Raw genomic sequence first — 12,799 nt, 5'->3', positions numbered from 1 at the left:
GAAATGTTCCGTAAGCTTCTAGACGAAGGTCGTGCTGGTGAGAACGTTGGTGCACTTCTACGTGGTACTAAGCGTGACGAAGTTGAGCGTGGTCAAGTACTAGCAGCTCCTAAGTCAATCAACCCACACACTAAGTTTGAGTCTGAAGTATACGTACTTTCTAAAGACGAAGGCGGCCGTCACACTCCATTCTTCAAGGGCTACCGTCCACAGTTCTACTTCCGTACTACGGACGTAACTGGTGACATCACTCTTCCAGAAGGCGTTGAAATGGTAATGCCAGGTGACAACGTTCAAATGACTGTTGAGCTAATCGCTCCAATCGCAATGGACGAAGGTCTACGTTTCGCAATCCGCGAAGGTGGCCGTACTGTTGGCGCTGGTGTTGTTGCTAAGATCTTCGACTAATTCTTACGAATTAGCTAAAGACTTCGGAAAATCTTGGAATAAGATTTGACGAACCAGTAGCAAAAAGGGCATCATTTGATGCCCTTTTTCTGCACTAAATAAAATGTCTGTTGCTTTCTTAAGCAAGGTGACATTTAGCAGGATATTTTGATTAAGGTGTTGCTCCTTGATCAATAAAAGAGTACGTCAATTCATTTAGATTGTCGTTTCATGGATTTGCCCTGCAACAGCGGGGTTGTTGTCGTCTATATTAAGACTTAGACAGGTTGGTTTTATGAAAGCAAATAATGCTGAAACTCCTGAGAGCTCAAATGGCGCAGATATCTTTAAGTGGTTTATCACTTTTGCTCTGCTAGCTGCCGCTGTTGTGGGTAATTACCTGTACGGTGAGATGTCTGTAGTGATTCGCGCTGCAGGTGTTGTTGTACTAATCGCTGCGGCACTTGGTGTTGCTGCTACAACAACTAAGGGTAAAGCTGCGATTGAGTTTGCAAAAGAATCACGTATGGAAGTACGTAAAGTTGTTTGGCCTACACGCCAAGAAACTATGCAAACAACACTGATCGTTTTGGCTGTAAGTATTGTAATGGCTCTAGTGCTTTGGGGCATCGACGGCATTATGGTTCGTCTTGTTGCTCTAGCAACTGGGGTATAGAGGGTTTTAATTCATGGGTGAAGCTCCAAAAAAACGCTGGTATGTGGTTCAAGCCTTCTCTGGATTTGAAGGCCGCGTAGCTCAATCTCTTCGCGAGCATATCAAAATGCATAGCATGGAAGAGCTGTTTGGTGAAGTACTGGTTCCTACTGAAGAAGTAGTTGAAATGCGCGCAGGACAACGTCGTAAGTCTGAGCGTAAGTTCTTCCCAGGTTACGTTCTTGTTCAGATGATCATGAACGATGAATCATGGCACCTAGTACGTAGTGTGCCGCGTGTCATGGGCTTCATTGGTGGTACCTCTGATCGTCCAGCTCCTATCACTGATAAAGAAGCTGATGCGATTCTTAACCGTCTTGAGAAAGCAAGTGAAGCTCCTCGTCCACGTACTATGTACGAAGCGGGTGAAGTGGTACGCGTGACTGATGGTCCATTTGCTGACTTCAACGGTACAGTTGAAGAAGTGGATTACGAGAAGAGCCGCCTGAAAGTGTCTGTATCGATCTTTGGTCGTGCAACACCAGTTGAGCTTGAATTTGGTCAGGTTGAAAAACTGGACTAAGACTCTGAATTAAAGAGTATAAAAAATCACCTTTTTTAGGGTTGTATAAGGCGCGAATTATGACTATAATTTCGCGCCTTATTATTTTGGCTGAAGCAAAAGTGACAGCCAAAATAAAAAGTATTTATATCAACGGGGAGCTGATCAGTCGATTAGCGATTGTACCCAAAATTAGGAATTATCATGGCTAAGAAAGTTGAAGCTTACATCAAGCTACAAGTTGCTGCTGGTATGGCAAACCCAAGTCCACCGGTTGGTCCTGCACTAGGTCAACACGGTGTTAACATCATGGAATTCTGTAAAGCGTTCAACGCAAAAACAGAATCTGTTGAGAAAGGTCTACCTACTCCAGTTGTTATTACAGTATACAACGACCGTTCTTTCACGTTCGTAACTAAGACTCCACCTGCTGCTGTTCTTCTTAAGAAAGCTGCTGGCGTTAAGTCTGGTTCTGGTCGTCCAAACACTGAAAAAGTGGGTACTGTAACTGACGCTCAAATCCAAGAAATCGCAGAAGCTAAAGCTGCTGATATGACTGGTGCTGACATCGAAGCAATGAAGCGTTCAATCGCTGGTACTGCTCGTTCAATGGGCCTAGTGGTAGAGGGTTAATAAGATGGCTAAACTAACTAAGCGCATGCGCGTAATCCGCGAAAAAGTTGACGTAACTAAAGAATACGAAATCAACGAAGCTGTTGCTCTTCTTCAAGAGCTAGCTACTGCTAAATTCGTTGAGTCTGTAGACGTTGCTGTTAACCTTGGCATCGATGCTCGTAAATCTGACCAGAACGTACGTGGTGCAACTGTACTACCTCACGGTACTGGCCGCGAAATCCGCGTTGCAGTGTTCACTCAAGGTGCAAACGCTGAAGCAGCTAAAGAAGCTGGCGCAGACATCGTAGGTATGGAAGATCTTGCTGAGCAAGTTAAGAAAGGCGAAATGAACTTTGACGTAGTTGTTGCTTCTCCAGATGCAATGCGCGTTGTAGGTCAACTAGGTACTATCCTAGGTCCTCGCGGTCTTATGCCAAACCCTAAAGTTGGTACTGTGACTCCTAACGTTGCTGAAGCAGTTAAGAACGCTAAAGCTGGTCAGGTTCGTTACCGTAACGACAAGAACGGCATCATCCACACTACAATCGGTAAAGCAAACTTCTCTGCAGAGCAGATCAAAGAGAACCTAGAAGCTCTTCTAGTTGCTCTTAAGAAAGCTAAGCCGTCTTCTGCTAAGGGTACATTCCTTCAGAAGGTTAGCATCTCTACTACAATGGGTGCTGGTGTTGCTGTTGATCAGGGTAGCCTGAACACTCTAGCAAACTAATTTATTTGCTTAGGCGCAAAATTAGTGTATAATTTTGCGCCTAATATTTGTGGTTGGGGCTGAACTTTGGTTCATTAAATTCGCAAGAATTTAGTCTGAATTATGACCCAGTCTCCGTCCAAGACCGTAGGTGTTTATTTTTTATAAACTTAATTTTCCTACGTAGATGGTGCCCGAACTGACAGAAAGCTCTATGAAAATAGTTACTTTCTTCTGGGAAGCACCTAAATAACTCTCACTGTCGTGATGATAGTGAGTGGTGTAACGACAACCAGGAGTAAATCCAAGATGGCTTTAAACCTTCAAGACAAAAAAGCAATTGTTGCTGAAGTCAACGAAGCTGCCAGTGGTGCACTTTCTGCAGTTGTAGCTGATTCTCGTGGCGTTGAAGTTGGTGCTATGACTTCACTACGTAAACAGGCTCGTGAAGCTGGTGTTTACGTACGTGTTGTTCGTAACACGCTTATGCGTCGTGCGGTAGCTGGTACAGATTACGAGTGTCTAACTGACACTTTCACTGGTCCTACGCTAATCGCATTCTCTAACGAGCACCCAGGTGCTGCAGCGCGTCTTTTCAAAGACTTCGCTAAAGAGAACAAAGACTTCGAGATCAAAGCTGCTGCATTTGAAGGCGCGCTAACTGACGCTGAAGTACTAGCGACACTACCAACTTACGACGAAGCTATCGCACGCCTAATGATGTGCATGAAAGAAGCTTCTGCAGGCAAGCTGGTACGTACTATCGCTGCACTACGCGACCAAAAAGAAGAAGCTGCTGCTTAAGCCTTGCTTTTCACTGGTTGCTATTTAAACTTATTGTTGATTTAAAAGAGAATTGTTATGTCTATCACTAACGAGCAAATCCTAGACGCAGTTGCAGAAATGTCTGTAATGCAAGTTGTTGAACTAATCGAAGCAATGGAAGAGAAATTCGGTGTTTCTGCTGCTGCTGCTGTTGTAGCTGGCGGCGCTGCTGCAGGCGAAGCTGCTGCTGAGCAAACTGAATTCGACGTAATCCTAGAATCTGCTGGCGGTAACAAAGTTGCTGTAATCAAAGCAGTACGTGGCGCAACTGGCCTAGGCCTTAAAGAAGCTAAGGGTCTAGTAGACTCAGCTCCTGCTCCACTAAAAGAAGGCATCGAGAAAGATGAAGCTGAAGCTCTTAAAGCTCAGCTAGAAGAAGCTGGTGCAAGTGTTACTGTTAAGTAATTATTGCATAGTTTCTTAGCCTAACGGCTAATGGCTGGTGGTTTTATAACCACCGGCCTTTTTGCGCTGTAGGGGTTGGGTGATTTTTCCGCTGTTTGAGCACTCACATTCCTAGCAAAAAACATTTCATTAGTTCTTAACGAAATGTCACTACAGTCAAACAGATATTCAGTCACTGTCTCATAATGATTGGAGACAGTTTGGGTCACTTATCAGCGAGCTGAGGAACCCCATGGTTTACTCTTATACCGAGAAAAAGCGCATCCGTAAGGACTTTGGTACTCGTCCACAAGTTTTGGACATTCCATACCTGCTATCGATCCAGCTCGATTCGTTCGAAAAATTCATCGAACAGGATCCTGAGGGTCAGTACGGTCTTGAAGCTGCTTTCCGTTCTGTATTTCCAATTCAGAGCTACAACGGCAACTCTGAGCTGCAATACGTTAGCTACCGTCTTGGTGAGCCAGTATTTGATGTTAAAGAATGTCAAATCCGCGGCGTAACGTACTCAAAGCCACTACGCGTAAAACTACGTCTAGTTATTTTTGATAAAGACGCGCCAGCAGGCACCGTTAAAGACATCAAAGAACAAGAAGTCTACATGGGCGAGATTCCGCTTATGACAGACAATGGTACCTTTGTAATCAATGGTACTGAGCGAGTTATCGTATCCCAGCTTCATAGAAGCCCTGGCGTATTCTTCGACAGCGATAAGGGTAAGACTCACTCTTCAGGTAAAGTTCTATACAACGCACGTGTTATTCCTTACCGTGGTTCATGGCTTGATTTCGAGTTTGATCCTAAGGACAACTTATACGTTCGTATTGACCGCCGTCGTAAGCTTCCAGCATCTATCATTCTTCGCGCACTTGGTAAGACGACAGAAGAGATCCTGGACATCTTCTTTGAGAAGGTGAACTTCGAAGTTAAAGATCAAACTCTACTTATGGAGCTTGTTCCTGATCGTCTACGTGGTGAAACTGCGTCTTTCGACATCGAAGCAAATGGCAAGACTTACGTTGAAACAGGTCGTCGTGTAACTGCACGCCACATCCGTCAACTTGAAAAAGATGGCGTTGAGCATATCGAAGTACCAGTTGAGTACATCGTGGGCAAAGTTGCGTCGAAAGACTACATCAACGAAGCGACTGGCGAGATCATTGTTGGTGCAAACCAAGAAATCAGCCTAGAAGCTCTAGCTAACCTTTCACAAGCTGGCCACAAAGCTCTACAGACGTTATTTACTAACGATCTGGATCACGGTCCATTCATGTCAGACACGCTACGCATCGACAGCACTGTTGATCGTATCTCTGCACTGGTAGAAATCTACCGAATGATGCGCCCTGGTGAGCCGCCAACGAAAGAAGCTGCTGAAGCACTATTCGAAAGCCTATTCTTCTCTGAAGAGCGTTACGACCTATCGACTGTTGGTCGTATGAAGTTCAACAGCTCTATCGAACGTGAAGATGCTCAAGAGCAAGGCACACTTGACGAAACAGATATCGTTGAAGTGATGAAGAAGCTTATCGCTATCCGTAACGGCATCGGTGAAGTGGACGATATCGACCACCTAGGTAACCGTCGTATCCGTTCTGTTGGCGAAATGGCAGAAAACCAATTCCGCGTTGGTCTAGTACGTGTTGAACGTGCTGTTAAAGAACGTCTAAGCCTTGGTGACCTTGATGCAATCATGCCTCAAGATCTAATTAACGCTAAGCCGATCTCTGCTGCGGTTAAAGAATTCTTTGGCTCTTCACAGCTTTCACAGTTCATGGACCAAAACAACCCGTTATCAGAAGTAACGCACAAGCGTCGTATTTCTGCATTGGGTCCTGGCGGTCTAACTCGTGAACGTGCTGGCTTCGAAGTTCGAGACGTACACGTAACTCACTACGGCCGTCTATGTCCTATCGAAACGCCGGAAGGTCCAAACATCGGTCTGATCAACTCTCTATCTGCGTTCGCACGTTGTAACGAGTACGGTTTCCTTGAGACTCCATACCGTCGTGTTGTAGATGGCGTAGTAACAGACGAAGTAGATTACCTATCTGCTATTCAGGAAGGTCAGTACGTTATCGCTCAGGCGAACACTGTTCTTACTGAAGAAGGTACATTCTCTGAAGAGCTAATCACTGCTCGTCAGAAAGGTGAATCTGGCCTACACCCACGCGAACATGTTGACTACATGGACGTTGCAACTAACCAGGTTGTATCTATCGCTGCATCGCTTATCCCGTTCCTAGAACACGATGATGCGAACCGTGCATTGATGGGTGCGAACATGCAACGTCAGGCAGTTCCAACACTTAAGGCTGATAAGCCTCTAGTTGGTACTGGTGTTGAGCGTAACATTGCTGTTGACTCAGGTGTTACTGCTGTAGCGAAACGTGGTGGTGTAATCCAGTCTGTAGATGCTTCTCGTATCGTTGTTAAAGTTAACGAAGACGAGCTGATCCCTGGCGAAGCAGGTATCGATATCTACAACCTAACTAAATACACTCGTTCTAACCAAAATACGTGTATCAACCAGCGTCCATGTGTGATGCCTGGTGAACCAGTATCACGTGGTGACGTTCTTGCTGATGGTCCTTCAACAGACCTAGGTGAACTAGCACTTGGTCAGAACATGCGTATCGCATTCATGCCTTGGAACGGTTACAACTTCGAAGACTCGATCTTAGTATCTGAGCGCGTAGTTCAAGAAGACCGTTTCACAACGATCCACATTCAAGAGCTATCTTGTGTGGCGCGTGATACTAAGCTTGGTGCTGAAGAAATCACAGCTGACATTCCAAACGTAGGTGAGTCTGCTCTGTCTAAACTAGACGAGTCAGGTATCGTTTACATCGGTGCGGAAGTGAAAGGCGGTGACATCCTTGTAGGTAAAGTAACGCCTAAAGGTGAAACTCAGCTAACTCCTGAAGAGAAGCTACTACGTGCTATCTTTGGTGAGAAAGCGTCAGACGTTAAAGATACGTCTCTACGCGTACCAAACTCAGTGTCAGGTACAATCATCGACGTTCAAGTATTTACTCGTGACGGTGTTGAAAAAGACAAACGTGCACTTGAAATTGAACAGATGCAGCTTAAAGAAGCGAAGAAAGACCTTACTGAAGAATTCCAGATTCTTGAGGGTGGCCTTCTAAACCGCGTTAAAGCTGTACTAATCGACGGTGGTTACACTGAAGCTAAACTAGACGCTATCGATCGTAAGAAGTGGCTAGAGCTAACGCTTGAAGATGACGCAGCACAAACACAGCTTGAGCAACTTGCTGAGCAGTGGGACGAGCTAAAAGCTGACTTCGATAAGAAGTTTGAAACTAAGCGTCGTAAGATCACACAAGGTGATGATCTAGCACCTGGCGTACTGAAGATCGTTAAGGTTTACCTAGCGGTTAAACGTCGTATCCAGCCTGGTGATAAGATGGCGGGTCGTCACGGTAACAAGGGTGTAATCTCTAAGATCAACCCTGTTGAAGACATGCCTTACGATGAGAAAGGTCAGCCGGTTGACATCGTTCTAAACCCACTGGGTGTACCATCGCGTATGAACATCGGTCAGATCCTAGAAGTACACTTAGGTCTGGCAGCGAAAGGTATCGGTGACAAGATCAACCAGATGGTTAAAGAGCAGCAAGAGCTTGCTAAGTTCCGTGACTTCCTACAGAAGGTTTACGATCTTGGTGATACTCGTCAGAAAGTAGACATCGCGTCTCTATCTGATGACGAAGTTCGCACGCTGATCAAGAACCTACGTGGTGGTCTACCGATCGCGACTCCAGTATTTGACGGTGCTCCAGAGCAATCAATCAAAGAGCTTCTAAAACTAGGTGACCTACCTGAATCTGGTCAGCTAACGCTGTTTGATGGTCGCACAGGTGATGCGTTTGAGCGTCCTGTAACTGTTGGTTACATGTACATGCTGAAACTGAACCACCTTGTTGATGACAAGATGCACGCTCGTTCTACTGGTTCTTACAGCCTAGTAACTCAGCAACCACTTGGTGGTAAAGCTCAGTTCGGTGGTCAGCGTTTCGGTGAGATGGAAGTATGGGCACTAGAAGCATACGGTGCTGCTTACACGCTTCAAGAAATGCTAACAGTTAAGTCGGATGACGTTAACGGCCGTACTAAGATGTACAAGAACATCGTAGATGGCAACCACAGCATGGAACCTGGCATGCCAGAATCGTTCAACGTACTGTTGAAAGAGATTCGCTCGCTAGGTATCAACATCGAGCTAGAAGACGAAGAGTAATCCCTTCTTTCTTTATAGAGAAAAGCGATTATTTGGTTGAAGGTGCTCACTTTTGCGGGTGAGCCCCTTTTAACTCCTTACAGGAGCTGATTGTGAAAGACTTATTAAACTTTCTAAAAGCGCAGCATAAGACCGAAGAATTTGATGCAATCAAAATCGGTCTATCTTCACCGGACATGATCCGTTCATGGTCTTTCGGTGAAGTTAAAAAACCTGAAACGATCAACTACCGTACGTTCAAACCTGAGCGTGATGGTCTGTTCTGTGCGCGTATCTTTGGTCCAGTAAAAGACTATGAATGTCTTTGTGGCAAATACAAGCGTCTGAAACACCGTGGTGTTATCTGTGAGAAGTGTGGCGTTGAAGTTACACAAACTAAAGTTCGTCGTGACCGTATGGGCCACATCGAGCTTGCTTCACCAGTTGCTCACATCTGGTTCCTAAAATCACTACCGTCTCGTATCGGTCTACTAATGGATATCCCTCTACGTGATATCGAACGTGTTCTTTACTTCGAAATGTACGTAGTAACTGAACCTGGTATGACTGACCTAGAAAAATCTCAGATGCTTACTGAAGAAGAGTATCTAGATCGTCTAGAAGAGTGGGGTGATGAATTCACGGCTAAGATGGGTGCGGAAGCGATCAAAGACCTACTTGCGTCTATGGATCTGCCTGCTGAAATCGAAGAAATGCGTGAAGAGCTTGAGTCTACTAACTCAGAGACTAAGCGTAAGAAGATCACTAAGCGTCTGAAGCTAGTTGAAGCGTTCGTTCAATCTGGTAACAACCCAGAGTGGATGATCCTAACTGTGCTTCCGGTACTTCCGCCAGATCTACGTCCTCTAGTTCCACTAGACGGCGGTCGCTTCGCGACTTCTGATCTGAACGACCTATACCGTCGCGTAATCAACCGTAACAACCGTTTGAAGCGTCTTCTAGAGCTAGCTGCTCCGGACATCATCGTACGTAACGAAAAGCGTATGCTGCAAGAGTCTGTTGATGCACTTCTAGATAACGGTCGTCGCGGTCGTGCGATCACAGGTTCGAACAAGCGTCCTCTGAAATCTCTTGCTGATATGATCAAGGGTAAGCAAGGTCGTTTCCGTCAGAACCTTCTAGGTAAGCGTGTAGACTACTCTGGCCGTTCTGTAATCACAGTAGGTCCATACCTTCGTCTGCACCAGTGTGGTCTTCCTAAGAAGATGGCACTTGAGCTATTCAAACCATTCATCTACAGCAAGCTAGAGACTCGTGGTCTTGCGACTACAATCAAAGCTGCTAAGAAGATGGTAGAGCGTGAAGAAGCGATCGTCTGGGATATCCTAGACGAAGTTATCCGCGAACACCCAGTACTACTGAACCGTGCACCTACACTTCACCGTCTAGGTATCCAGGCGTTCGAACCAGTACTAATCGAAGGTAAAGCGATTCAGCTACACCCACTAGTGTGTGCGGCATACAACGCCGACTTCGATGGTGACCAAATGGCGGTTCACGTGCCTCTAACTCTAGAAGCACAGCTTGAAGCACGTACACTGATGATGTCGACAAACAACATTCTGTCGCCAGCGTCAGGTGACCCAATCATCGTACCTTCTCAGGACGTTGTATTAGGTCTTTACTACATGACTCGTGACAAGATCAACGTGAAAGGCGAAGGTATGTACCTTTCTGGCCCAGCTGAGGCAGAGAAAGCGTACCGTACTAAAGAAGCTGAACTACACGCTCGCGTAAAAGTTCGTATCACTGAGACTGTTAAAGACGAAGATGGTAATAGCACTACAGAGACTAAGATGGTTGATACAACTATCGGTCGTGCAATGCTATGGCAAATCGTACCAGAAGGTCTACCGTACAGCATCGTTAACCAAAAGCTAGGTAAGAAGCAAATCTCTAACCTACTTAACGAAGCGTACCGTAAGCTAGGTCTTAAAGACACGGTAATCTTTGCTGACCAAATCATGTACACAGGTTTCGCTTACGCGGCACTTTCTGGTGTATCTGTTGGTATCGACGATATGGTTGTACCTGCAGCTAAGTACACTGAGATCGAAGAAGCGGAAGCAGAAGTTCGCGAAATCCAGGATCAGTACCAATCTGGTCTTGTTACTGCGGGTGAGCGCTACAACAAAGTGATCGATATTTGGGCATCGACCAACGATCGCGTAGCGAAAGCGATGATGGAAAACCTTTCATCTGAAACGGTAACAAACCGTGAAGGTGAAGAGGAACAGCAAGAGTCATTCAACAGCATCTACATGATGGCCGACTCAGGTGCACGTGGTTCTGCAGCTCAGATTCGTCAGCTAGCAGGTATGCGTGGTCTGATGGCACGTCCAGATGGCTCAATCATCGAAACGCCGATCACTGCGAACTTTAAAGAAGGTCTAAACGTACTTCAGTACTTTATCTCAACGCACGGTGCTCGTAAGGGTCTTGCGGATACAGCACTGAAAACAGCGAACTCGGGTTACCTAACTCGTCGTCTAGTAGACGTTGCTCAAGACGTTGTAGTACACGAACATGACTGTGGTACTCATGAAGGTGTCGATATGATGCCTCATATCGAAGGTGGTGACGTTAAAGTTGCACTTTCTGAGCTAGCACTAGGTCGTGTTGTTGCTGAAGACGTACTTAAGCCAGGTACTGACGAAGTTCTGATTCCACGTAACACTCTAATTGATGAGAAGTGGTGTCAAATCATGGAAGAGAACTCAGTTGACCGCATGAAAGTGCGCTCTGTAGTTACCTGTGATGCGGACTTCGGTTGTTGTGCACAGTGTTACGGTCGTGACCTAGCACGTGGTCACCTAGTGAACCAAGGTGAAGCAGTTGGTGTAATCGCTGCTCAGTCTATCGGTGAACCAGGTACACAGCTTACAATGCGTACGTTCCACATCGGTGGTGCGGCATCTACTGCAGCAGCAGAGAACAGCATCCAAGCTAAGACAACGGGTACAGTTAAGCTACACAACGCTAAGTTTGTAACGAACAAAGACGGTAAGCTTGTAATCACTTCTCGTGCATCTGAACTAACTATTATTGATGAGTTCGGTCGTACGAAAGAGAAACACAAACTTCCTTACGGTTCTCTACTAAGCAAAGGCGACAACGACGCAGTAACTGCTGGTGATACAGTAGCTAACTGGGAAGCGCACACAATGCCAATCATCACTGAAGTGGCAGGTCGCATCCAATTCGTTGACATGATCGATGGTGTAACAGTTTCTCGTCAAACAGATGATCTAACAGGTCTATCTTCAAGCGAAGTAACTGAAGCGGCAGCGCGTCCAGCAGCAGGTAAAGATATGCGTCCAGCTATCAAACTTGTTGATGCGCAAGGTAACGACGTAATGATCCCTGGTACTGAAATGCCAGCTCACTACTTCCTACCTGGTAAAGCTATCGTTAACATCGAAGACGGCGCTGAAGTAGGCGTGGGTGATACTCTATCTCGTATCCCTCAGAAGTCTGGCGGTAACAAAGATATCACCGGTGGTCTTCCACGCGTAGCAGACCTATTCGAAGCACGTAAGCCTAAAGAGCCTGCGATTCTTGCTGAGCACACAGGTACTGTGAGCTTTGGTAAAGAGACGAAAGGTAAGCGTCGTCTAGTTATCACTCGTGATGGCGGCGAGACGTACGAAGAGATGATTCCTAAGCATCGTCAGCTTAACGTATTCGAAGGCGAGAAAGTTGAACGTGGTGATGTGATCGCAGATGGTCCAGAAACTCCACATGACATTCTACGTCTACGTGGTATCCACGCTGTGACTCAATACATCGCGAACGAAGTTCAAGAAGTATACCGTCTACAGGGCGTTAAGATTAACGATAAGCACATTGAGACTATCGTTCGTCAGATGCTACGTAAGTGTACAATCACTCACGCTGGTGACTCTACTGAGTTCCTAGTGGGTGAGCAGGTTGAATACGCGAACGTTAAGATCGCTAACCGTGCACTAGAAGCTGAAGGCAAAGAGCTAGTTCGCTATGAACGTGACCTACTAGGTATCACTAAAGCGTCTCTTGCTACTGAGTCGTTCATCTCTGCAGCATCGTTCCAGGAGACAACTCGCGTACTAACAGAAGCTGCGGTTTCTGGTAAGCGTGATGAGCTACGTGGTCTGAAAGAAAACGTAATTGTTGGTCGTCTAATCCCAGCAGGTACAGGTTTCGCTTACCACCAAGATCGTCAAGCTAAACGTGCAGAAGAGCAAGAAGGTCCTTCAGCTGAACAAGCTACTGACAACCTTGCAGCACTACTAAACGCTGGTTTCTCTGCTGACGAGTAATCGCTAGCTAAGAAATGATAAAAGGCATCCTTCGGGATGCCTTTTTTGTTTCTGGCGAAAGAGAATTTGTCATTTTTACGATGGT

General features: G+C 45.9%; 8 protein-coding genes and 1 pseudogene. All 9 read left to right on the top strand.

Going from position 1 to position 12,799, the window contains the following annotated elements:
• A pseudogene (tuf, locus tag F0231_RS19465) lies at positions 1 to 408 on the top strand (elongation factor Tu); the annotation flags it as partial.
• Between the two features lie 274 nt (positions 409 to 682).
• A complete protein-coding gene (gene secE, locus F0231_RS19460; RefSeq protein WP_171761345.1) occupies positions 683 to 1,063 on the top strand; it encodes a preprotein translocase subunit SecE in 381 nt (126 codons plus the stop codon).
• 13 nt (positions 1,064 to 1,076) lie between these two features.
• On the top strand, positions 1,077 to 1,625 hold the full coding sequence (gene nusG / locus F0231_RS19455) for a transcription termination/antitermination protein NusG (protein WP_171761344.1): 549 nt from the start codon (positions 1,077 to 1,079) through the stop codon (positions 1,623 to 1,625).
• A gap of 183 nt (positions 1,626 to 1,808) precedes the next feature.
• Positions 1,809 to 2,237 carry a 50S ribosomal protein L11 gene (gene rplK / locus F0231_RS19450; protein ID WP_171761343.1) on the top strand — a complete coding sequence of 143 codons (429 nt, stop codon included), beginning with the start codon at positions 1,809 to 1,811 and terminating at the stop codon, positions 2,235 to 2,237.
• A 4-nt stretch (positions 2,238 to 2,241) separates the two neighbouring features.
• Positions 2,242 to 2,946, top strand: a complete 705-nt coding sequence (rplA, locus tag F0231_RS19445) for a 50S ribosomal protein L1 (RefSeq protein ID WP_008078230.1) — start codon at positions 2,242 to 2,244, stop codon at positions 2,944 to 2,946.
• Between the two features lie 288 nt (positions 2,947 to 3,234).
• Positions 3,235 to 3,729 carry a 50S ribosomal protein L10 gene (rplJ, locus tag F0231_RS19440; RefSeq protein ID WP_171761342.1) on the top strand — a complete coding sequence of 165 codons (495 nt, stop codon included), beginning with the start codon at positions 3,235 to 3,237 and terminating at the stop codon, positions 3,727 to 3,729.
• Between the two features lie 57 nt (positions 3,730 to 3,786).
• A complete protein-coding gene (gene rplL, locus F0231_RS19435; RefSeq protein WP_171761341.1) occupies positions 3,787 to 4,155 on the top strand; it encodes a 50S ribosomal protein L7/L12 in 369 nt (122 codons plus the stop codon).
• Positions 4,156 to 4,387: 232 nt separating this feature from the next.
• Entirely contained in the window at positions 4,388 to 8,416 is a 4,029-nt protein-coding gene (gene rpoB, locus F0231_RS19430; RefSeq protein WP_171761340.1) for a DNA-directed RNA polymerase subunit beta, read from the top strand.
• Between the two features lie 92 nt (positions 8,417 to 8,508).
• Positions 8,509 to 12,714 (top strand): DNA-directed RNA polymerase subunit beta', encoded by a 4,206-nt coding sequence (gene rpoC, locus F0231_RS19425; RefSeq protein WP_171761339.1) that lies wholly within the window; start codon positions 8,509 to 8,511, stop codon positions 12,712 to 12,714.
• The last annotated feature ends 85 nt before the right edge of the window (positions 12,715 to 12,799 follow it).

Origin of the sequence: Vibrio sp. RE86, assembly GCF_013114545.1 — a bacterium.
Classification (GTDB): Bacteria; Pseudomonadota; Gammaproteobacteria; order Enterobacterales; family Vibrionaceae; genus Vibrio.
Note: the sequence above shows the minus strand (reverse complement) of the source record. Positions and strands in the feature narration are given on the sequence as shown.